Origin of the sequence: Bradyrhizobium sp. Rc3b, assembly GCF_900114915.1 — a bacterium.
GTDB lineage: Bacteria > Pseudomonadota > Alphaproteobacteria > Rhizobiales > Xanthobacteraceae > Bradyrhizobium.
Genome location: NZ_FOUS01000002.1, coordinates 601,281 through 622,391 on the forward strand (window position 1 = coordinate 601,281; position 21,111 = coordinate 622,391).

At 58.3% G+C, this 21,111-nt stretch carries 20 protein-coding genes; 2 read left to right on the forward strand and 18 right to left on the reverse strand.

Translation table 11 applies throughout. The features are described 5' to 3' along the window. Positions 1-445 precede the first annotated feature (445 nt). Complete coding sequence (locus BM190_RS06405) at positions 446-3,649, reverse strand: phage tail tape measure protein (protein WP_092252860.1); 3,204 nt, start codon at positions 3,647-3,649, stop codon at positions 446-448. Positions 3,650-4,446: 797 nt separating this feature from the next. Between BM190_RS06405 and BM190_RS06415 the strand changes: the two genes are divergently transcribed. Next, on the forward strand, positions 4,447-5,112 hold the full coding sequence (locus BM190_RS06415) for a recombinase family protein (protein WP_092253087.1): 666 nt from the start codon (positions 4,447-4,449) through the stop codon (positions 5,110-5,112). Positions 5,113-5,682: 570 nt separating this feature from the next. Here the strand turns inward: BM190_RS06415 and BM190_RS06425 are convergent. The 15 genes from BM190_RS06425 to BM190_RS06495 all read right to left on the reverse strand — a co-directional run bounded on the left by BM190_RS06425 (position 5,683) and on the right by BM190_RS06495 (position 18,941). Next, complete coding sequence (locus BM190_RS06425; RefSeq protein ID WP_092252867.1) at positions 5,683-5,958, reverse strand: hypothetical protein; 276 nt, start codon at positions 5,956-5,958, stop codon at positions 5,683-5,685. Between the two features lie 7 nt (positions 5,959-5,965). Then, positions 5,966-6,370, reverse strand: coding sequence for a hypothetical protein (locus BM190_RS06430; protein ID WP_092252869.1), 405 nt, complete (start codon positions 6,368-6,370; stop codon positions 5,966-5,968). Beyond that, on the reverse strand, positions 6,370-6,564 hold the full coding sequence (locus BM190_RS06435; protein WP_092252871.1) for a hypothetical protein: 195 nt from the start codon (positions 6,562-6,564) through the stop codon (positions 6,370-6,372). The genes BM190_RS06430 and BM190_RS06435 overlap by 1 nt, the downstream gene beginning before the upstream one ends. A gap of 513 nt (positions 6,565-7,077) precedes the next feature. After that, a complete protein-coding gene (locus BM190_RS06440; protein WP_092252873.1) occupies positions 7,078-7,545 on the reverse strand; it encodes a hypothetical protein in 468 nt (155 codons plus the stop codon). A 121-nt stretch (positions 7,546-7,666) separates the two neighbouring features. Further along, positions 7,667-8,581, reverse strand: coding sequence for a helix-turn-helix domain-containing protein (locus BM190_RS06445; protein ID WP_092252875.1), 915 nt, complete (start codon positions 8,579-8,581; stop codon positions 7,667-7,669). Between the two features lie 91 nt (positions 8,582-8,672). After that, complete coding sequence (locus BM190_RS41870; RefSeq protein WP_092252877.1) at positions 8,673-8,852, reverse strand: ribbon-helix-helix protein, CopG family; 180 nt, start codon at positions 8,850-8,852, stop codon at positions 8,673-8,675. Between the two features lie 486 nt (positions 8,853-9,338). Next, positions 9,339-9,524 (reverse strand): hypothetical protein, encoded by a 186-nt coding sequence (locus tag BM190_RS06455; protein ID WP_143109019.1) that lies wholly within the window; start codon positions 9,522-9,524, stop codon positions 9,339-9,341. Positions 9,525-9,614: 90 nt separating this feature from the next. Next, positions 9,615-10,817, reverse strand: a complete 1,203-nt coding sequence (locus BM190_RS06460) for a GIY-YIG nuclease family protein (RefSeq protein WP_092252881.1) — start codon at positions 10,815-10,817, stop codon at positions 9,615-9,617. Continuing rightward, positions 10,807-12,993 carry a DEAD/DEAH box helicase family protein gene (locus BM190_RS06465; RefSeq protein WP_244550604.1) on the reverse strand — a complete coding sequence of 729 codons (2,187 nt, stop codon included), beginning with the start codon at positions 12,991-12,993 and terminating at the stop codon, positions 10,807-10,809. Before BM190_RS06465 ends, BM190_RS06460 begins: the two co-directional genes overlap by 11 nt. Next, positions 12,965-13,249, reverse strand: a complete 285-nt coding sequence (locus BM190_RS06470) for a BrnT family toxin (protein WP_092252883.1) — start codon at positions 13,247-13,249, stop codon at positions 12,965-12,967. Before BM190_RS06470 ends, BM190_RS06465 begins: the two co-directional genes overlap by 29 nt. Positions 13,250-13,407: 158 nt before the next feature. Further along, positions 13,408-16,167: a class I SAM-dependent DNA methyltransferase gene (locus BM190_RS06475; RefSeq protein ID WP_092252885.1), complete on the reverse strand. Its 2,760-nt coding sequence runs from the start codon at positions 16,165-16,167 to the stop codon at positions 13,408-13,410. After that, on the reverse strand, positions 16,164-16,469 hold the full coding sequence (locus BM190_RS06480) for a HigA family addiction module antitoxin (RefSeq protein ID WP_092252887.1): 306 nt from the start codon (positions 16,467-16,469) through the stop codon (positions 16,164-16,166). Before BM190_RS06480 ends, BM190_RS06475 begins: the two co-directional genes overlap by 4 nt. A gap of 314 nt (positions 16,470-16,783) precedes the next feature. Next, on the reverse strand, positions 16,784-17,833 hold the full coding sequence (locus BM190_RS06485) for a beta family protein (RefSeq protein WP_092252889.1): 1,050 nt from the start codon (positions 17,831-17,833) through the stop codon (positions 16,784-16,786). Continuing rightward, on the reverse strand, positions 17,830-18,366 hold the full coding sequence (locus BM190_RS06490) for an ImmA/IrrE family metallo-endopeptidase (RefSeq protein ID WP_092252891.1): 537 nt from the start codon (positions 18,364-18,366) through the stop codon (positions 17,830-17,832). The genes BM190_RS06485 and BM190_RS06490 overlap by 4 nt, the downstream gene beginning before the upstream one ends. Further along, positions 18,366-18,941: a hypothetical protein gene (locus tag BM190_RS06495; RefSeq protein WP_143109021.1), complete on the reverse strand. Its 576-nt coding sequence runs from the start codon at positions 18,939-18,941 to the stop codon at positions 18,366-18,368. Before BM190_RS06495 ends, BM190_RS06490 begins: the two co-directional genes overlap by 1 nt. 302 nt (positions 18,942-19,243) lie before the next feature. On the opposite strand from BM190_RS06495, the gene BM190_RS06500 reads away from it, so the two are divergent. Beyond that, positions 19,244-19,759, forward strand: a complete 516-nt coding sequence (locus BM190_RS06500) for a hypothetical protein (protein WP_092252895.1) — start codon at positions 19,244-19,246, stop codon at positions 19,757-19,759. A gap of 408 nt (positions 19,760-20,167) precedes the next feature. Here BM190_RS06500 and rpsR read toward each other — a convergent pair whose 3' ends face one another. Next, positions 20,168-20,407, reverse strand: a complete 240-nt coding sequence (gene rpsR, locus BM190_RS06505; RefSeq protein WP_007592020.1) for a 30S ribosomal protein S18 — start codon at positions 20,405-20,407, stop codon at positions 20,168-20,170. A gap of 5 nt (positions 20,408-20,412) precedes the next feature. Further along, positions 20,413-20,916 carry a 30S ribosomal protein S6 gene (gene rpsF / locus BM190_RS06510; protein ID WP_026201876.1) on the reverse strand — a complete coding sequence of 168 codons (504 nt, stop codon included), beginning with the start codon at positions 20,914-20,916 and terminating at the stop codon, positions 20,413-20,415. Positions 20,917-21,111: the final 195 nt, after the last annotated feature.

Genomic DNA, 21,111 nt, shown 5'->3' on the forward strand with positions numbered 1-21,111 from the left:
GCGGGTGTCGCAGCTCATGAGTCCACGCCGCGCCATGAGACGCGAGCCAGAGTCCCGCTTTTCCCCAGGCGTCACCGAGGGCGTTGCTAAGTGGACTCTGGCAGTTCGGTCGGGTTGACGGCGGCTAGGCCTAAAGGTTGGTCGGGCTCGGAGTCGCCACGGTAGCGGGAGCCGCGTGGAATGCCTTCACATCAGTGAGACGCATGAGATCCCTAGCCGCCGATCTCGCAAGCTCTCGATGGTCTCCATTAACTCGAAAGAGGGCGGGTAAGATGAATTCGATCGCGGTCTCTACTGGATGGCTCTTCACGGTGATGCTTTTCCTTTCAACGCAACCGAACGTCGATCGCTACTCGACCATGATCGATCGGCATTTGCATTGGAATTTGTATTGACGCAAACGGCGAAAAAAGTTGCCCGGCCCCGTGGGGCCGAGCCGTTGTCGTTAGGTGTACTCGCTTTCCGAGTCATGGGCGCGCCAGTTCATCGACTCGTCAACCCGGCGCTGCACCAGCGTTGCGAGGGCTTCCGGGTCGTGGCTGTTTCCGTTGATGTGGATCGCGACAGAGCCGCGGCCAGCACCACCGAAGTCGCCCCGCATCGGCATGCCCGCTTGAGGCGCCGCGGGAACACTCTTGATCGCTTCAGCCGGCGACGGGACCTGACCGATGGGATTACCGCGACGAACCATCAGATTCTTGTCGGCATCGATCCAGTGCTCCCGAACCGCGTCACCATCGTTACCGGCCAGCATCTTGATTTGCAGCCGGCCGTTCTGCATGCGGGTCTCGCCGGTCGCGAGGCCTACGTGGCCACCGGGCTGATTGTAACCAAGGCCGTGCGTCTGAAGCAGAACGTCATTGCGCTTGACGTCCGGCGGGCTGATCGCGGAGCCCCACTTCTGGAAGCTGTTCGCCACCGCGCTGCCAGTACCCTTGCCGCCGGCATCCGCCAGCGTCTTGTTTACGAAGCGAGCGCACCAAGCGTTTGACCGGCCCCTGACATCAGCACCGAGATAGGACGCCAGTACCTTGGTGTCGCTGTACTCGTTCATGCCCAAGTACTTCTCGCCAGCGCTGACAGCGTCACCGGCACCAGCACTGCCGACTCCACCGGACAGTGCATTCGCCTGCTTGCGGACCCCCCCGGCCCAGCTGCCGTTAAGGCCGCGAGGATCGTTAGCGGCACCTGGGGGCGCGTAGACGCTTCCCATTTTGTCGAGGTCGCCGCCAGCTTCACGATACCGCTTGCCGACAGTGCGCCCCGCAGCTTCAATGCCGGCATCGATGTTCGAATACGCGAGCTTCGTTCGCGACCCGGTCTCCGGATCCATCAAACCTGCGACGTTGTTATATCTGACGTCCCGACCGTTGCCGGTTTCGTGTGCGATCACACCTGCGAGCAAAGCGGGCGGGACGCCATTCGCATTGGCGGATGCTACGATCTTATCGTAAGAACCAGCCAAGGCCGTCCCGGCGAACTTACGCTCGAATGACGCTCGGTCGAGGCTGCCACCGCTGAGACCTGCGACTTTACTCCGGATTGATCCGGTGACTTTTCTCGCAGTGTCTGATCCATCCCAACTACCAGATGCTCCACCGCCAGTGAGAGGCGCGTAGCGCTTCCGGATCTCATCGGTCGGTGTGAAGATGTCTCCCAGCTTCTCCCACCAGCTACGGTTCGCGATCTTCTCGTCCGCCTCGTTATTGAAGCCACCATTGAGACCAAGATTCTCCAGCAGCGACCGGAAGAGCGAGAAAATCTTGTCCGCGACAAGGTCGAGCGCCTGCTTCACTGCATAGACCGCAGCGACAAAACGAGTGAACGGGCTGGCGAGTAATGCCATGGTCCCGACGAGTGTCAGCATGATCGGATTGACGACGACCAACGATGTCGCGAGCGCGGTCAGAGTTGCTGCCAGCCTGCCTGCGCTCTCGGGATTGTCGCTGCCGGTCATGCGCTTGACGACACTGAAAACAGACATGAGGCTTTCGCCCCAGGCCTTGATACCAGCAGCGAAGCCACGGCCCCAGGCCTTCCATGTCTCGATCGTGCCCGGGCTGAATTGATCTGCCAGCCAGTCGACGGCACGTCCCCAATCCCTCAAGCCGAAGCCTTGGCGCATTCCGTCTACGAGCGCTTCGACGTGGGCAGTGATCGAGCTGAAGTCGAAGCTGTCGGCGTGTCGCAAGATCGCATCTGCGATCTGCGTGAATGCCTTGTCGAAACCGCCGCCGATCTTCTCTTGAGCCAGTTTCGCTGCGGCCATGACGCTGGCAGCAGCACCGGACATTGACCTGATCGACTTGAGCGCGGCCTTGTCGAGGAATCCCTTGTCGGTCTCGATATCTCGCTCGACCTGCTTCAGCTTGTCCTTGGCGAGTACAATCTGAAGTAGCTCGTCGAACCATTGCTCGCCTCCGAGGTCTTTCGCCACGCGGATGCGCATGGCCTCTGGTAGCTTGGCGAGGCCGTCGAGGATTTTATAGATCGTGTCCATCGGGCCGTTCCGCATGGCCCGCGCCATGTCGCCACGACTACCGAAACCGAGTCGCTGCGCGGCGTCCTGCATGTCTTTCGCTTTTTGCCCGTGCACGGAGTCAGCGGAGCCGACACCACCGATCAGATGGCTGATGAAGTTGCCGCTCTTGCCGGGCGCGATACCGACGTCTATGGCGGTGCCAACTAGGCCGGCCAGTTGCTCAGGAGTCAGCTTGCCTCCGGTCGTCGCGAGTGCGGACAAACCTCTTTTCATACCCTCGATGATCTCGGTGCCGCTCGCCTTCGTGTCTTTGTTGGCGATGGCGATCGAGTTTGAGATCGAGGCGTATCTGTCCTTATTGAACTCTATGAAGCTCGCGAGACCACCGAAAAGCTCTGCTGTATCCTTAGAACTGATATCGAGCGCCGCCTTGGCTCGGAGCACCAACTCCGTCGCGTCACCCAGGACATCCTTACCGATGCCGGCCTTACTCAGCTCGGTCGCGACGTTCAACGTTCCCTCGATGCCGGCCCCGAACTTGATGCCAAGGCGGTCGAGGGAGTTCTTCCGGAGCTTGCGGATTTCCTCGCTGGACAGGTCTCCGAACACCTCAGCCCCCGTCTCCGCCTTGCTGATCTTGAGCCTTTCACGTAGCGCCGACGCGATACCACGGCCGATGCTCCGCTGTGCGGCGACAACGTCATGGCCGAGTTGGCGCGCTGCCGATGCAGCACCGATGCCGAGGAAGGTGCCGCCCGCGATCTTGCCCGTGCTAAGACCGTTGCTGCGTGCGGGGGATGCACCTGCTGAGCCTCGCTTGGCGAGTAACGCCTGGTACTGGCGCTCCTGGCTCATCAGCGAACCATACATGCGGCGCGCCGACTGCTCTCGGCCCTTGTCGGCCTGCGCCCATGCGTTCTTGTAGGACGCTGCTGCACGATCTGCGGTGTTGCTGAAGCCTCGCATTGAATCAGCGGCAGACTTGGATGCGCGGGTCAGGCCATCGAACGACTGAAAGGCTGAGCGGCCGATGTTGGAGAATGAAGAATTGAAACGCTTCACAGCGGCTGCGGTCGCGTCAAGATTTTTGACGAGTCCTTTGAGGACAGGAGAGAGTTGGTCGCGAGCCGACATCTCTACGGTTAGTTTCATGGTCTCATCGGACATTGGTGTCTCTTGTGGTTGCGGTTTCGGTGGAGCAGCGCGGAAAGGCCTCTTTTGGGCAGCGCGCTGCGAAAACGGTTTCGAACATGCCCGTCAAAATAATCGGGCCGGTGGGGTCACGCGGATGAACCTCCCGCAAGGCGTGGGGTACATCCACGGCCGGGGTGGGTAAGTCGGTCCTTTTGATAATCCGAAGTATCCTGGGGTCTGTCACAGCGGGGGCCATGCGCCCAAAAAATCCAGGCCCTCGCACTGGCTCCCCGTCGATCGACTGCTGGGAAACCTCACTGGCCCGTGCGAGGGCGAGGACGCTGATGGTGATGACGACCATGCTCAGGTGTGGAGCGACGCAAGGTCTGCCGTGGTGTGTGGACCGCGGGCAGGATGATCCAGGTGACGAACGATCAGCGACGGATGCCGGTCGTGGCGGATGGCAGTCCGCCTGGGGACGTGCCTAAAGGTGAAGTGGTCACCGGCCCCAGGTGGTGATGACAGGCAGCCCACCACGCAAACGACGAGGACGCGCTGGCGGGGACGGCTGAGCGCTGGGGCCTGCGACCGGGCACCGTGCACCATGGCCTTGGCATCGCGGCGGGCTCGCCATGGCGCGGGGCGGCGCATGGGGGCCGGCAAGACCAGCACGCGGCTGGCTCCCGACCGCGCCAGGGCTGGTCAATTATGGGCATAGGGTAACGTTTCCTTCGAACCGCAGTCCATTCGGTAACGTAATTATTCTATTGACTGCCTATTCGTTACTGGTTACGGTGTTGATGCTTAAACGTTACCAAGGGGCAGACACCATGGCTATTCGCGGATACCTCCGAGCCTCCACTGTCGATCAAGACGCAGAGCGCGCAAAGGACAGCCTCACAAAGTTCGCCACTGAGCACGGCGCCCGCGTAACGACGTTCTACGTTGAGAACATCTCAGGGGCTACTCTTGAACGGAGCGAGCTAGACCGGCTCATTGACGAGTCGCGGGCCGGCGATGTCCTGCTAGTCGAGGGTATCGACCGACTTACCCGTTTGTCCCAGGACGACTGGAAGACACTTAAGCATCGCCTTGCGAGCGCTGGCATCCTGATCTGTGCCAAGTTCGTGCCCATGACTCATGACGTGCTGCAGGCAACGCAGGCTCAGCGCTCGGACTGGTCGCACGATGCTGTTAAGGCAGCGCTCCGGGATCTGATGATTGAACTGGCGGCAGCGAAGGCGCGGGAAGACTACGAGGTACGTCGCGAGCGGGCCGAACAGGGTATTGCTAAGAGAAAGGCCAAGGATGCTGCCGGTGAGACCGATCGGCCCGGATACGGGGGGCGCCGGGCTGATGCTGACGTGCATCGGAGGATTGTTGATCTGCGTCGCCGTGGGATGTCCTACAGCGAGATCGTGGACACGCTTGGGACCACTAGGCCGACCATTGCGAGGGCCTTACGGGCTGCCGGGATGCTGGAAGAAACAGCATGACGTGATCCAGGTTTCAGCCTGATCACCGGAGCGACACGCAGTAGTCGCCAGCGCTGGTGAATGACCCGGTCGGACACGATCGACCGGGCAGACGTGCAAATGCCCGTGGCGAGTCCGGGTGGAGCGCGGTGCAGCACTGCCTCGACGCCAGATATCCGACCGGGCAAACGCTTCCCGTTTTGGTGATCTGATCGCGACCGCCGGTCGGCTGGCAGTAAGGGCCAGCGATGGCGGGAGGCACGGCAGAGAGAGCCACGAGCGCCGCGAGCAGGGCCATTCGAGCATCGATCATCTACCGCGCCTCCGTGAACGGGCGAGCCTCCGGAAGTGAGAGGCTGCTACTCGCCCGTCCAATGTAGTGGCAGGCCTGTCAGGCTGCCAGCGTTACGCTGATCTCTGCTTCGATCTCCGCGAGCCGTGCCTTGGCGTATGCCAGAGCAGCTTCCGCCTCCGGAACAAGCGCGAGAACGTCTGCATACGTCCGTTGAGCAGCGGCAACTTCATCCTGCGCCACGACCAACCGAGGCCATAGCTCGCGGTCGATAAACCTCCCGTTCCTCGGACGTCGTGTCATGCTGCTTTCCTGTCGTCCAATGCGGCGATCTGCTTGGCGATGGCCTCTTGTTCGACCAGTGCATCCGCCAGTTCGGCTTGCAGCGCTCCAACATCGACTCGTTGCAGTCGATCGAGGGCGGCATCGACTCGCTGATCGGCATCGGCCTTGCGGCGCCGAAGATCGAAAAGTTGTCCGGCGACGCCACGGGCGGCCCTGACACTGTCGTCCACGGCGTAGCGCTGCCCCTTGGACTCGGCGATGGCCTTTCTGGCCAGAAGTTTGTAGCTCATTTTTTCCTCAATTCTCTTGGGAGGCGCGCTGACGTTCCTCCAGATGTTGGCGAGTGACGCCCGTGTATCGAGTGGGATCGATGCGGGGCCGCTTCCGGCTTGCGGCGATCTCTGCGCTCCAGCGTTCGGTGAGTGTGTCGAGCTTGTCAGCCTTGACGGGATTGGCAAAGAACCGTGCGTTCTCCGGATCTCTGGCGAGTGCGCGCAGTTCATCGAGCAGGGGTCTGTTGCGATCTATCTCCGTCGGATCATCATACGTGACCACACCGTTACTCACGACAAGGCCGGTTGCGAACCGTGCGGCGAGAACGTCAATTCCCTCGGGGCTGAGGTCAGGCAAGCCATGCTGTTGAAGAAGTCCCTTGATGACGACGGCTGCGTTTGTCTCGCCCCTGATTTCCAAGACGGTCATCACGCTGCCTCTTGCCGGCGCAAGAATTGAACCAGGGCGCGGCGGACGAGGCTGGAGCGATTGGGGGCGCTCGCGTCATCAATGGCAGCGGCCTTGTCGATCGCGGCGACCAGCACGACCGGGAGCGTGAACGCCACCGGTCGCATGGGCGACCCAATCAACTCCGCCGCCTCCGGGCAGAACTTCGTTTTCATTTTTCGTGGTTTCCTAAATGCAAAATCCCGCCGTGCCGGTGTGGCGCGACGGGACGAGAGACGTTGATGTGGTGCAGAGACGCGAACGGCCCCTCTGAGGGGGCCGGGGTTCTACGTCCGATATGAAGCGCTAATATCTAGTCGTATTGAGCGCTACGTTATATATGCGTATATACGCATAGGGTGGTTTTGTCTAGGGTTTCTGGCATGAAAAATGCGGTACTCGTAAATCATTGAAATTGTTATTCTTCTTTTATGCTTCGGGTAAGGTCGAGCGGGCCATCCTCCTCCTCTTGAGGTCCCCAGATACCGCAAAAACTCACTATACCCATATATCATTGATATTGCAGATGTTTCCATGCGCGGTCGTTATGATCCTTGGTGGGCCTGTCGTCCGGCTCTTGGCCTGGAACCGTGGATGCGTTTGGAGGACCCTCAGAGGCCCGCTGATGCGTTTTGTGCTGTCCGGGCTGATAGGGTAGCTCTCCTGTCCAATAGCGCATGGAAGGCCGATTAACCGGCCTCATAGTAGGGACTTCTTTCGCTCCGCTGGCGAGCGACGGTCAGCGCTTCGAGCGTCCGGTCAGACATTGGGCGTGTCTTCCTGATCCTGAGGACCACGCGCAAGGTCTCGGCCTGTGTCGGTGTCAGCGGCTGGTCGAGTCTCAGGACGCCTTCCGTATCTCCGTCCTGGGTGACGGTCATGAACGAGAGCCGGGATTTGGCATTGGTCCAGGCTCTGGCGCTGGTGCAGTCAACGTAGGCGTAGAACGCGGCGCCGTCGGTCGAGATATGGCCGGCCAATCCGTTGATGGTCCAGTCGCCACAGGTGTCCCGCTTCAGGCTGGTACGGGCTGCGCCGATGGTTGAGGCGAACGCAGCGAGCTTGGCCCGGTCGGCTGTCCTGTCGTCGATGTCGGAGCGGCGGCGCATGATGGTGGTCTTTGCCGGCTTGCGGCGGATGGTCGTCGTCATGGTCATGGTCAAATGCTTTTGGCCGGTGACGCGCACTGGCGTCCGGCATGGCGGGGAGGGTGGTGGGGATGGCGGGAGGGTGACCGACAGCGCGGCGCAGTGCTGGCTGCCGTCCCCAGGCTGTTGCTTAGATCGCGGCGCGACGGGTGTCCTGCTCCCTTGCGCGACGGTCCCGCTCCCTTGCCTTGTCGTTGTCCAGCCACGGTTCGTCGGCCAACCATTTCACTGGGTCACGATAGTATCCAACATTCTCCGTCTTACACCGTCGCCGCGCTGCGATCAGGATCGACTCAAACTTCACTCCGGTCTTAGCGATGGCGATCAGCGCTTCCTCCGTCGCCTTGACGTTCTTACGTTCGGGCGAGGCGTTCCAGAACTGATCGTGCCAGTCCGTGGGCCAACCATCCGGCACGTTGCCGTTACCGGCTTTCGGTCGATCGCGGTCCTGAGATGAATCCAGATCAGCCGACCCTTCCCGACGCGAAGCGGCGGGGTTCAATTCACTGGGTTCTTTCTCTGGGTTCACTGCACCGGGTTTATCGGTCACGGCTGACCGGACCTCATGGTCATCTATGACTGGACCACCGGTCATCTGTGACTGGACCCCTCGGTCATCAGTGATCGGACCATCGGTCACCGGTGACTTATCGTCACCGCGCCTGGTGATCCATAACTCACCCTTCTGGAAGTCGATATCAACTTGGCTGCTTGCCTTGCTGCCATTGGAGTATCTGGCCGTAGTGGCTATGAAGCCAGCCTTAACGAGGCGCTTGAACGATCGTTGCACGCTCGAAACCGAGACACCGATCTCACGGGCGATCGTCGCGTGCGAGGGGTCGCACTGGCCAGTTTTATTGTTGCGATGACCGATCAAGGCCACCATGACGAACAAGTCGACTTGCTCCAAGAGCTTCTTATGCTTCTTACCCTTGGCTTGCTCTTTCGCTTGTGCCTTCGTCAGAGCGGACAGCAGGTCTAAACGATCGGTTGGCGAGATGTAGAATTTGGTTTTGCCGTTGTGTTTTTCGCGATTTTCAGGCATAGTATTTTCGTTCGATCTCAGCAGGTTGAACAAGGATGGATGAGATTGAAGCCCATGGCGCAGCGAACGCCGTGGGCTTCCTCATTGGTGGTTACTTCGCAGCGGTCTGAAGCCGCTGCAGGCGCTCCTCGATGGCCTGCCTCACGAACTCCGACCTGCCCTGACGTAGGTACAGGCGTGCTTCATCGAGCGCAGCCAGTTGGTGCGCTGATAACCTGAAGCCGACATGTGGCCGTGCGGTATCTGGATCGTAGAAAAGGCGGTTAGTCATAGCTCCTCCAAAACAAAAACGCCCCGGCGGGATTGCCGAGGCGTCGGATAGGTCGACGACAAAAGCCCCACCTACGGCGGGGCTTCCGATCAAAAATTACAGCGATGATTGATCAGGCCTACCACGTACCCGCGCAGGCGTCAAATTTTGAACCAAGACCATCCTGCCGAGAGGCCCGGCGTGACGATGCTGAGTCAGTGATGCGCGTTTGGATCGGCAGAGCAGCCAGCGAGCGTTCCGCCTTGAGTGATGCACGGTCGATGGACCCAAGGCACAACATAACTGCCCGACCACATGCCGCGCCCACTGCGTTCGGCTTCGTGCTGAGCAGCCCCGTACTTCCCTTTGGAGGAGCGCGGCCAATTCAGCGCGGGGCCGTTGCGGACCAGCTAATCAGCGACGTCGACTCTGAACAGCGGCCGGCCGAGAAGCATGTCCGGCAGGCGCGCCGCGGCATCGGCGCTCGCTCCCATTTTGGGGCGCAGCCTACGCCGTCTCCTCGGGCGCGATGGTGAACCCGCCAACCTTATCCCCCTCAGCTCCGAGCCGGTCCTGTTCGCTCTCCAGCTCCAGGACTATGTCAAGGTAGTCTTTGAACGTGGCCGATAGGCCGAGATGCCCGTCGATCAATTCTCGAAGTTCTTTCCTGAAAAGATCAGGTTTGAAGGCCACGCTCATCTCCAGCTGGATTCTGTACCAAGGACGACTACTTCGACAACAAACATGCGGCGGAAGCAAACTCTGGTCGGTGCAAGATAGGGCTTATTCCGCCCCGCGTGCGAGGGATGCGGTGTTTGGATCATAAACGTAGGAAGTGATCGTTCCGTCCCGGATCCTCTCGATCGCCTCGTCTACTACGAAAAGGGGTACCAGGAACCATTCGCGAGGGACGATCGGCTGACCGAAGCGATCCTTAATTTCGATATCAAGGCGCGCCGGGCCAAAGACTCGGTGGATGATGTTTTCGAGCCGGGTTCGATTGATGTTGTACAACTCATAGGTCGCGACGACTTCAACGTCCGCCATGAGAAATGTCGGGTCGAGGCGAGTGTTGGCGATCCGCCGTGCAACATCGCCGCCGGTCACGCCAATTTTGTGCAGGACATCACGATGAGCCGTGACAGTCGGATGATCGGATTTGCTCCGCAGGACATAAACGGTGCCGCTTGCTTCGTCGCCTTCCTCGTTCTGATCGGCGAACAGAGGGCCTGCTGTTGGATCACTGATCCGTCGACCGGCCTCATCCTTGTAAAGGGCGCGCTGTAGCGACCGAAGCAGCAGGTCACTCTCAGTTCCGTTGGAATAGATGACTCTCAGCCGCGCGTCCATTTCGCCATTCGGCGCTCTGAATGGTTCCCCGACCTCGGCGACATAGGCGGTCTGGCCTCCAAGAATGAAGAACTGGCCCGTCTTGATCTCCGCCTTAAGGAAGCCCGCATCCTTCACAAATGGCCTTGTGGTGCGCAGGCCGGTTCGAAGGTCGTTTTGCACTTGGTCGAACAGGGGTTCGAAACGCTCGAAGTCCTCGCAACGCTGGCGGTTGGCAATCTCCTCAGCGGCGCGCTTCTCAGCTGCTGACCGGACGTGTCGGAGTTCCGTGATATCGGCGGGCTCTACCCCGAGCCGCGCCAGCAGTTCATCATCATCGAGTTGCTCGGAGAGGCCGACAGGAGAGGGAGCTGCGCTTGCTAGAAGTCCTTGATGATCGAGCGGCTCAAGCAGCACGCGACAATCGGCGAGTCCACGGAGGCGATCCAGACGCACAGCGTATAGCCGCTCAAAGATATCGCGGCCTTCCCCGTGCTGCGGCGCATGGCCGTGCTGATCGACGAAACGTTGGATTTCCTCGAACCCGACGACCACGCGCTCTTCGCGGGCCGTCCGGCCCGTTTCCTTCTTTGCGTGGACCTCGACACCAAGCTCCTCGAGGAGCACGTCGTCCTCGTCGGTGAATTTATTCGCCACGGACAGCCTCCGCTTTCATGCGGGCTAAGAAAGCCACCCCCTCGGCCATGCGCTTTTCCCATGCATCGGACGAGGTGACCGAAGGCAGGCGCCCCCTTTCCTGTTTGAACTTTAGAGCTCGTTTCGCAAGCTCGCGAGCTTCCTCAACCGTAAAGCTGACGCGCTTAGCGGAAATGGCCGCCGCGACCTGCTTCAAGCTTTCCTCGCTCATGGTCTTGGCGAGAATGGCATAGGCCTCACCGAACGGATTGATCCGGTCAATTAGGTCGATGTCTAATTCGCGGACGTCCATCGCAAACTTCCGTACGCCGTCAATCAAAGCCGTGTTGGCCCTCGACTGATTGTCGCCGCTCGCGCCGCCGAGGACGATTTGCTTGGCCTGTTGCGTCAGGTTCAGGGCGGCGACCGCGTGCTGACGCACTGCCTCCTGATCCGCTTCATCCAGTTCGGGGTACCTGTCTTTGATGATCTTGCCCATGCGAATGACGGTAAGTTCTTCGGGCACAAGTTCCTCATCGAACAAGCCGCGTTCGATGGCGGATTTATCTTGCACGAAAGCGGCGATGACTTCGTTCAAATCCTCGCGGCAGATACGCTCACCTTCCTTGCTCTTGGGTTCGACGAGACCCTTAATTTCGATCTGGAATTGGCCAGTTTGCTCGTTGAAGCCGACATTGGTCTTGTTCGGATCGTACCCGCCCTCGCCATAGTCGAAACCGGGAGTCGCTGTGTTACCGGGATTCTTCGGTTTGAATTCGAAACGCGGCGCAAGCACTTGCTCCATCAACAGGCTGGCGGCAATGGCCTTGAGTGTATCGTTGACCGCCTCCGTGACAATCTCCGCAGCTGCGTCCGGCTCGGCTATCAGGTTAGTAAAGCGAGCGCGGGTCTTGCCCGGCGCGTCGCGGGTCGCGCGTCCGATGATCTGCACGATCTCAGTCAGGCTGGCGCGATAGCCAATGGTGAGCGCATGTTCGCACCAAATCCAGTCGAAGCCTTCCTTTGCCATGCCAAGAGCAATGATGATATCCACATGGCCGCGGTTGTTCTTCTGCGTAGGGTCCTTTAGTGCGGCAGACACGCGGTCGCGCTTGCTCACATCGTCATCGACCAAATCGGCAATCTTCAGAATGCTGCCTGAGGCTGTCTTAACCAACTGAAATCCGGTCGTGGGATCGGCTCCCTGCCACTCACCCAGCTCTTCAATGATGTTTTCAACTTCTTTGATTTTATCCTTGGTGCTCTCGCGAGAATTAACGCTCGGAATGTGGATGATCGTTTTTTCTGTCGGGTCGAGGACTTTCAGAATGTCGTCAGTGTAAGAGCCGGAATAGAAGAAGTATCCAATATCGAGCTGCTTGAGATATTCGTAGCCGTTGAGTTGTTCATAGTAGGTATAGGTAACGGCATCAAACTTCGCCTCGTCGTGCGGTGATAGCACCGCTTCCGCATCGCCACGAAAATACGAACCCGTCATCGCAACGATATGCACCTTATCGCGAGCAATGAACTGCCCAAGATGCAGGCCGAGCTTGTTATCGGGGTTTGCCGATACGTGATGAAATTCGTCCACAGCGATAAGCCGATTATCGAACTTCTCGACCCCGAATTTATCCACTGCGAAGCGGAACGTCGCATGGGTGCAGACGAGCACCTTGTCGCTGCTGTCCAGGAACGTGCCAAGAGAGTTGACCTTGCCGCCGTTATCCGAGCCTGGCGCGTCACAGAGATTCCACTTCGGCACCACCGTCCAGTCGGCAAAGAAGCCATGCGCGGTCAACGGCTCATCGTGGAAACTCGCACCGATGGATTTTTCTGGCACAACGATGATCGCTTGCTTGATTCCTTGATTGGCGAGCTTATCCAGCGCAATGAACATGAGAGCGCGGCTCTTGCCTGAGGCAGGAGGTGACTTAATGAGCAGATATTGCTCACCGCGACGCTCGTAAGCGCGCTCCTGCATCGGCCGCATGCCGAGCGCGTTGGCCTTGGTCGATCTGCCAGTACGGGCATAGGACACAGAGACCGATGGCACATGCGCCCGATGCGAGCTTCGTGGCAGCTTTAGCTTAGCCGATTTGAAAAAAGCTTCGTCCGCTTCCGGAATGTCGGACGTGTTGATTTCGCCGTCCGGCATTGCCGCTAGTTCAGCCAAGCGCTTTTTTGAGATACCCATCGAAGTGCTTTCTTTCGTTCGGCGTTGCCTTGCGGGCGCTAATGATGCGAATCTTTCCGTTTCGATCTGTATGGACGACGCAGACGACGACCGATCCTTTCAGTAGACCGAAGCTCTTCTCCCTGTACTCCTCGGCATTTTCCGCCGGCCCTGTCAGAACGGGTCCGCTAAAGATCAAAGCGGCCTCCTTGAACGACAAACCATGCTTTTGGAGGTTTGAAGCGTTCTTCTCGGGGTCCCATTCGAACCCATCCATTCCTGTCCCCCGCCTGGTCCGCGTTCAATATACGTTCTGAGCAGTCATGGGTCCAGAACCCGGAGGGCCAGACTGAATATTAGAGGCAGAAAATTCAGAGATGCGCGAGCAGATCGCACGCAGCATTTTCGTAGGTGGAGGGAGGTGACCTTGCCCGCTCACACGTTCGCTCCCACCTTGCTTTTCGTTATCCCTTGGCTGCCGATTATCTTCGTGTACAGCTCAAACAGCTTTTCCAATCTCTCGGTATCGTTGCGGAAGCGGCGCCCAACATAAATACGTTCCAGCACTTCGTCATTGCGTTCATGCGCTTCGCGAAGATCGGCGGGCATGCTTCCAGCTTCGTAAAGCTCTGCGATGGTTGACGGGAACAGTGCCTCACGCGCAAGGAGAATGCCTTCGGCGCAGTTGGTCAGATCGGCCTTATTCTTTTCGGTGAGCTTAGGAATTGGGAAAGTATTCCATCCAAGAGTGGATGAGTACCGGAGCCTACTTTCTAATTTACCGCATACAGTGGCAATCCACACAAGGTGCATCTTGGATAGGATGACTGCAAGTTCCCACATCGAGGGTGCGTATGTTGCGAACGCTAGATCTGAGATGATTGTGCTATCGTCAAAGACATCAGCCGGAACATACTCCCGGTTTTCTGATGATGTCTTCGCTACTGCAATTGATAAAGCATTCTTGTGCGCGCGCTGCGCAAATTTGTGAGGGATCGCGGCATATCCATTGGTGGTCTTGGCGGAAGAGGCTTTTCTGAAGGATCGCACGCTCTCGATCCTACTAACAACCGCGGGGATCGTCGTCGCAATCGGCAAGAGCGCATCATCGATCCAAAGACACGTTCTATTTCTGTAGTGTACCAACTCCCGAGAGCCCACCAGACCTCGCAATAGCGGGGCTGCCGCGGGATGCTGAGCGATTAGGTCTTTTGCTTCATCATACGTCAAGATTAGATGGCCGCCATCGCGAGCCATGCTACCGGAAACCATAGAATCCAGTTCTGACGAAAGGACCCCATCTCTTGCCTGCACATATATTTCTGCGCCGGCAATGAGGTACGGCGAAATGGATTCAACCTCTCTCTTTGTGTCGCCTTCGTACAAAACGCAACGTGAAGGTTTGGACCTTCCGACGCCTATGATTACACATTGCACAACAGCATTGTTGGATGCGTTGTTTCTCCACTTGAATCCTTGGTGGGCAAAAATGATGTGACAACCATCACCGTATAGCCGAGACCAGAGGTGAGCGACCTGCTCCCCTTCGCTGATGGAGCTGGTGGAAACAAAAGCGAAGATTGCAGGGCATCGTTTGGTGAATTGAGCCGCCTTCAGATACCAAGCCGTCACGTAGTCACAATCTTTGAAGTCGTTGCCTCCGCCGAAAACAAAGGACATATCCTCCTTCTGCGCTCTAGTTTGCTTTCGGGCTCCCTTAAACTGCGGGTTACCACAGATGTAGGTCTCGCCGCCTTCATTTTCGAAATCGACTTGCGCCTGATCGAGTGGTGAATGAAACAGGTCATCAGCCTGAAATTTTACGCCGGTACCTGTCGGAGGGCAGACGCTGAGCCAATCGAGGCGCAAGGCATTGCCACATGTAATCCAGTTCTGAGCGTCGAGGGGGAGGAACTCCGCCAAGGCTTCCTTCTGGCCGCGATAGAGCACATCGCATTGGAACTCCGCAATGATGAGAGCCAGACGCGCGATCTCGGCGGGGAAATCGCGCAGTTCGATGCCCCGAAAATTGGTAAGCGGGATTTCGGTACGGTAATCCGGCTCTCCGCGCCGCTGGTTGATCTCGGCCTCTATGGCGCGCATCGCCTTGTAGGCAATAACTAGGAAGTTGCCTGAGCCGCAGGCCGGATCGAACACCCTGATCTTCGATATTCTCTTGCGCAGGTTCAGCAGCATGCGGGGACTATCACCTGCTTCCTCAAGCCGCCCCCCCAAGTCATCAAGGAACAACGGATTCAGCACTTTCAGGATGTTGGGCACGCTGGTGTAGTGCATGCCCAGCGCGCCACGCTCTTCCTCGTCGGCTACAGCCTGAATCATTGATCCGAAAATATCGGGATTGATCTTTTTCCAGTCGAGCCTGCCGATGTGGATTAGGTAGGAACGCGCGATCTTGCTGAAGCGCGGCACGTCCGTGCTGCCCGAAAAGAGGCCGCCGTTCACATAGGGAAAGGCATCCGCCCAGCGGGACAGCTTCGCGCCGGCGCGATCCTCGGCCTTGGTATTCATGGCGCGGAAGATTGTTCCGATCACCTCATGGGTGTTAGACGAATCCTTCTTGCTCATCTGCTCAACCGTGTCGGTGAACAGATCGACCTTGCGGAAAATGTCTGTGTCTTCGGCAAAGAAGCAAAAGATCAGCCGCGCCATGAAGTGGTTCATGTCGTGGCCGCGCGCCGCCGTTCCCCAATCGGGATTATCCTTCAGGAGTTCAATGTAAAGCCGATTCAGGCGACTGGTCGCGCGAATATCGAAGGAGCTTTCACGAACCTGTTCGACGGTCGTGATACCGGCCAGTGGTAGGAAGAAACCAAAATGGTCGGGAAAGTCGGGGTAGGCGCAGGCAAGCGTTTCGCCGCTGTTCAGGTCCTCCGCCTCGAAAGAGTCTCCGTCCGTGGCCAAAATGAACTTGGCCTTAGCCTTAGCTGTCGCCGGGCTTGCCTTCAGCGCGGCGAGAGTTTTGGTGACTTCGCCGGACGTAGCAACAGCGACGTGAATGTTGTTGGTCTGAAGGACACCTCCGAGGTCGGATTTGTTCGATTCGCCCTTCCGCAGGCGCTTGAGAGTGGTGTCCTTGTTGCCGAAGGCTTGAAGGAACGCGAAAGGGAACTCCTTTGCGTCGAACGGCTGCTCAGCGAGGGCGGATATTGCCTCCTCAATCTCGACGGCGTTCATACTTCCCCCCGCGACGCTTCGTTGACACGATGCATCGACGCGCGAAAAGGCTGGACCTTGATCTTGTTGGCCCGACGCATCACCTCGGTCAGCTCGTAATCAAGCTGCCGGATCAGCCATTCGCGGGCTGGTGTGCCAAACGCCTTTTCTAACCGGACGGCCATCTCGGGTGAGATGCCGGATCGGGAGTTCAGCAAGTTGCTGAGGGTCTGTCGATCGACTCCCAGGATTCGAGCGGCATCGGTTACGCTCAATCCATGCTTTTCAATGCAATCCTGCCGGACGGCCGTTCCTGGGTGCATCAATAGACTCGCGTAGCCCTGTGGTTCATCACTGCCTATAGTGATAATCGACGCTCGACAAGATGGAGAAGCGCGTTGTAGTTGTGGACGGCTTCGTCAGGGCTGGCGGCATGCAAACGGTCTGACAGCGGGCAAGCAGGCCGCCGCGGATGGCGATCGCGGAATCAGTGTATCCTGCGCTCGATGAGGAGCGGGGGCATTCCATTCCAGTTTGATATGACCGAGCTGCTTTCGCGGGCGCGGCGGCAATTCAATAAGCGCGCGTCGGCTGAGCCTTCCGTTCATCTCGATAGCGGTCAGTCCGAGCGCGGGCGCTACTCCAGGCTGAGGTCGAATGCGCGTTGCGTGATCCACATGTTGATCCGGGCGGATATCCAATAGGAGGGGCTTCGTCCCGGCAGCACGCCCGTCGCGGCCATTCTGATCTGTTCGCTGCCCCAGCAGTCGGGTAAAGCCTTCCCATACGAACCAACGATGTTCCTCGCTGCCGCTGCATATCCGCCGTCATCAGATCTCAATCGGCTAAAGGCAAACCGTTGGCCATCGAAGACGTCGATCCGCGGCACCCAGGTGCCGCCACGGGTGGGGTACCGGATTGGATGCACAGCCGCATAGTCCGAGTAAACGAGTGGCATATTCCGATAGGTGGACTTCAGCTGCTGGAATAGTGGAATCTCCAACGCCTCGAACTCACCACCATCGTCTTCGCCATATTCTCCGGAGCCAACCGCCTTGGGAAAGGAGGAGCCTGGGAAGGCCACAAGATGGGACGGTTGGTTTCCGATGACGGTTGTTAGGTACTGTCGACAGCGATCCGCGTATACGGGAAGCAGACCTTGTTCCAGGAAATAGAGGCTGCCGATAATGATGATCCGATCCCTGTCGACTATTTCGAGTGCCCATCGATAGAGGCGAGCGGCATCGTCGCGATCGGTGGCTGAGGTCCTCAAGGCAATTTGGGTGTGAGCATCAGCGAACTTTGCTACCTGACGCTTGAATTCGGCCTCATCGCCGCCCTCGACATATAAAAGACACGGCACCACATTGCTGGAAAATGCCGAAGCTACGAAGCTGCGCCATTTTGCGTAACCATTCGTTTCGTCGAAGAACGCCTCCATTTCCTCATTCATCAGGTCCGCCTCGGTTGTCACGTCAAGGACGAAACGAGACAATCCAGAGGCTTCAACTAATTGTTCAGCTCGCCGATGAACGGAGCCATGCGGAGCTTTCTTGGTCACCCTTGAGCGGGTGATTTCAAACGCAGGTAAAATCCGATCCCGAACCTCCTGGCTCAGGTATCGCAATGCTCTCAGCTCTGAGTCAGAGGTCTTCAGATTTGGGATATAGATTGGATCCAAGCTCATCCAACAATTCGCTCTTCGCCGAGCGCTTCTGCTCTGAACTTTGCGGCTGCTGGAGACACTCCAAAGTGCCGCGCAAGTGTTTCCAAACTTGCGCGCTGAGCTAAGACCACCGTCCGAAATTCGGTTTCCGGCATAAGCAATTTCGACGCAAAAGCATTCGCCTCGCTTTCACGGCGATCGTATTGCAGTTCCCTCCGAAACAAAGCTCGATCTTCGAAGTTTCCGATATCCCGGTGTAGAAAATAGTGACCCAACTCATGTGCCAACGTGAATCGCTGGCGGTTTCGGTGATGCAGTGAGTTAACACCGATCAGCCATTCGCCATTCCTGCGCCGTAGAAACCCTGAAATGTCATCCGCGAGCGGCAAGTACTCGACTTGTATGCCGACCGATGTTGCGAGCCCCTCGACATCGAATGGAATTCCTCTCAAGCCGCGACTTTGGGCAATACGATGTGCATCCCGGGCTGCGATGTCGGCCGAGTATTCGGCAGGAGGTCGTGGTGCAACAATGTTGCGTCTAAGTATCGCCATCACTCTTCTTTCTCTGCAGGAGCCCGTTTTTCAATTAGCTCCTGCACTCGATTTTCCAGTTCGCGTATTCGGACCGATGCCTGCTCCAGGTCCACCAATCGATCCTCAATCGATTCCATTTCAAGTTGAACCGAAAGGTCAATCTTTGAGCCGATGTGTTTGTCGAACGGCACGGAGTTGAAATGCGTGGTCACGGTCTTCGTTATTAGGGAGTCGGAGACGTCCTCGATCTGTCGCCGGGCATTTGCTTGAACTGCAAAATAGCTTAGGGCGCCGAAGACAAAGAACGTTGCAATGAGGACCTGAATCATCGTCGAGTAGAACGCGCTGACATTTGTAAGCAAATCATTCGAGGAAATCAGCGCGCCTTTCTGGAGCAGATCGGCAATCATCGCGCTCTGCTCGGCGGTAAGCTCCAGCGGTTTCGAGGAAACCAGGACGCCATGAGCGGAGAGTATGGCTTCTCGAACTGGCTTCGCTGAGACGATCACGCCTAAAGTCAGGAATGCAAAGGTCCCAAGTAACGCACCAAAAGTCACCGACAGACAGTGACCGATCCTCCCCATCCGTTTCATTCGAAGTTTCCCACAGCCCCGCAGTTATTATGATCGGTTAAGGCGAGTCGGGAAATAGGAGTGCCCAAGCCCCACGCGACCGAACCACCCGGCTTCCATCTGGGCATTCCCCGACCAAATCACCATCCGGGCTCGGCGATCCAATGCGTCAAGAATGGCTCGCACCTGGTTGCCTATGGTATTATGGCACCTCAGTCAGGTCAGGTCAGCTACATCGGTCGTTTTTCTTGCTTAAAACTGTTAAGTGTGCATCTTATGGCTTTACCTGCTTCAGTTGGCAGTCCTGACGGCGGTGACCCTTTTTGCTCAAAGACACCGCCCGCCAGTTCCACAAAGCGCTTGGAGTCGCCATGCAGATTGAAATTAAGATCGACGGGCTCTCGTTCGTCAATATGCAGCTTAACGAAGCCGTTCTTGCAAAGCTCCTTGGTGGCGCACGCGCCGTCGAGGGTGTTCCCCGTAGCACGCCCATCACCGTGGTTCAGACTCAGGATCTTCTCTCCAGGATCGACGCAAAGAGCGTTCAGTTTCTGAAGCAGATCGCTGTCAACGGCGGTGAGATTAGTTGGGGTGAGATGCGCCGGATCTTCGGCATAAGCGATGCCGCCGCCGGAGGCTGGACCGAGTTCTCTTCCAGCTATGGCAAGGGCATCACGCGAGCGTTGCGCAACCTCACCGGCGACAAATCGGCGCGCCTGGTTTGCTGGAATGATGATGACTGGCCCGACGGTGGACGCGCTGGCGCCTGGGATGATTGCAAGGTGTTTATCGATGGGCTCGCTTTGAAATCGCTTCGCGAGGCAACCGGCATCGCCTGAGGCTGGCAGTCGCCTGAGCTTGTCAAATGCGCAAAGGGGCTCCATGGCGGAGCCCCTTTTAGTTGGTGGCGACCCGACGCTGTGCCGGAATGAGTTGCAGGAGGCGCAGCGGGAGCGCTGTAGGGCCGAGGCTTCTCTTCACGGTCAGGCGTCGGAGGGGATGGGCAGTGCTGGCAGAGCCGGAGGCCAGCTGTAGCAGTTTCGTAGCAGAAACGGTCCGAAAAACCCGGTACGGAGCGTGAACCGGTGGCAACATGTGCGTTGATTTTATTGAGGAAAATTCTTGTCGCTCAAACGAGCGGTTAGAGGCATCTCGCCCCAACCATCGGCGACCGGACGATCCGGAAGCCTTATGAGTTCAGAAAAGTCGCGACCGGCGGCTTGGCGCCGCCGGTCGAATTGGTCGTATCAGCGAATGACGTAGGGCAACAGGCCCAGGAACCGCGCGCGCTTGATGGCGCGGGCGAGCTCACGCTGCTTCTTCGCAGACACCGCGGTGATGCGGCTCGGCACGATCTTGCCGCGCTCGGAGACGTAACGCATCAAGAGCTTGGAGTCCTTGTAGTCGATCTTGGGAGCATTGGCGCCCGTGAACGGGCAGCTCTTGCGACGACGGAAAAACGGGCGGCGTGCACCAGCTTCAGCCATTGTTCTTACTCCCCATCCGTCGTGGTGGTTTCAGCTTCTTCGCGTGGACGGCGCGGGCCGCGGTCGCCACGGAAGCCACCGCCTTCACGATCGCCACCACGGAAACCACCCTCGCGGTCACCGCGGAAGCCGCCTTCACGCTCGCCGCGGAAGCCGCCGCCACGATCGTCACGCTCGCGGTCACGGTCGGCCTTGCGCATCATCGCGGACGGGCCCTCCTCGAGTTCCTCGACGCGGACGCTGAGATAGCGGATCACGTCTTCGCTGATGCGCTCCTGGCGCTCGATCTCGGCGATCGCCGCGGACGGCGCGTCGATGTTGAGCAGCACGAAGTGCGCCTTGCGGTTCTTGTTCATGCGGTAGGTGAGGGAGCGTACGCCCCAATTCTCGGTCTTGGTGACCTTGCCGCCGAGACCCTCGACGATACCGGTCATCTGCGCAGTCAGCTCTTCGACCTGCTGCGTGCTCGCGTCCTGACGCGCGAGAAAGACATGCTCATAAAGAGCCATGGTGGTCCTTTCCTCATGTTGGCGCATCGCCCGGCGTCAAGCCCTTAAGAGGCCTTCGGAAAGGACTCTGGGATTAAGCTCAGAAGGCGGAAACACGGGACGACGGGCCGACTGGCCCTGCCACACCAAAATCACGAATGACTTGCTGAGACCGTCCGTTCAGCTCCCGGCCGGGGTCTGCGGATGCGCGCCTTA

What these genes read in the sequence shown, in the direction of transcription:
- BM190_RS06415 (WP_092253087.1), top strand. Translation starts at nt 4,447, where the DNA reads ATGGCTATTCGCGGATACCTCCGAGCCTCCACTGTCGATCAAGACGCA.
- BM190_RS06435 (WP_092252871.1), bottom strand. Translation starts at nt 6,564, where the DNA reads ATGAAAACGAAGTTCTGCCCGGAGGCGGCGGAGTTGATTGGGTCGCCC.
- BM190_RS06480 (WP_092252887.1), bottom strand. Translation starts at nt 16,469, where the DNA reads ATGCACCCAGGAACGGCCGTCCGGCAGGATTGCATTGAAAAGCATGGA.
- BM190_RS06465 (WP_244550604.1), bottom strand. Translation starts at nt 12,993, where the DNA reads ATGGGTATCTCAAAAAAGCGCTTGGCTGAACTAGCGGCAATGCCGGAC.
- rpsF (WP_026201876.1), bottom strand. Translation starts at nt 20,916, where the DNA reads ATGGCTCTTTATGAGCATGTCTTTCTCGCGCGTCAGGACGCGAGCACG.
- BM190_RS41870 (WP_092252877.1), bottom strand. Translation starts at nt 8,852, where the DNA reads ATGACTAACCGCCTTTTCTACGATCCAGATACCGCACGGCCACATGTC.
- BM190_RS06495 (WP_143109021.1), bottom strand. Translation starts at nt 18,941, where the DNA reads ATGAAACGGATGGGGAGGATCGGTCACTGTCTGTCGGTGACTTTTGGT.
- BM190_RS06405 (WP_092252860.1), bottom strand. Translation starts at nt 3,649, where the DNA reads ATGTCCGATGAGACCATGAAACTAACCGTAGAGATGTCGGCTCGCGAC.
- BM190_RS06470 (WP_092252883.1), bottom strand. Translation starts at nt 13,249, where the DNA reads ATGGATGGGTTCGAATGGGACCCCGAGAAGAACGCTTCAAACCTCCAA.
- BM190_RS06490 (WP_092252891.1), bottom strand. Translation starts at nt 18,366, where the DNA reads ATGGCGATACTTAGACGCAACATTGTTGCACCACGACCTCCTGCCGAA.
- BM190_RS06425 (WP_092252867.1), bottom strand. Translation starts at nt 5,958, where the DNA reads ATGAGCTACAAACTTCTGGCCAGAAAGGCCATCGCCGAGTCCAAGGGG.
- BM190_RS06430 (WP_092252869.1), bottom strand. Translation starts at nt 6,370, where the DNA reads ATGACCGTCTTGGAAATCAGGGGCGAGACAAACGCAGCCGTCGTCATC.
- BM190_RS06475 (WP_092252885.1), bottom strand. Translation starts at nt 16,167, where the DNA reads ATGAACGCCGTCGAGATTGAGGAGGCAATATCCGCCCTCGCTGAGCAG.
- BM190_RS06485 (WP_092252889.1), bottom strand. Translation starts at nt 17,833, where the DNA reads ATGAGCTTGGATCCAATCTATATCCCAAATCTGAAGACCTCTGACTCA.
- rpsR (WP_007592020.1), bottom strand. Translation starts at nt 20,407, where the DNA reads ATGGCTGAAGCTGGTGCACGCCGCCCGTTTTTCCGTCGTCGCAAGAGC.
- BM190_RS06440 (WP_092252873.1), bottom strand. Translation starts at nt 7,545, where the DNA reads ATGACCATGACGACGACCATCCGCCGCAAGCCGGCAAAGACCACCATC.
- BM190_RS06445 (WP_092252875.1), bottom strand. Translation starts at nt 8,581, where the DNA reads ATGCCTGAAAATCGCGAAAAACACAACGGCAAAACCAAATTCTACATC.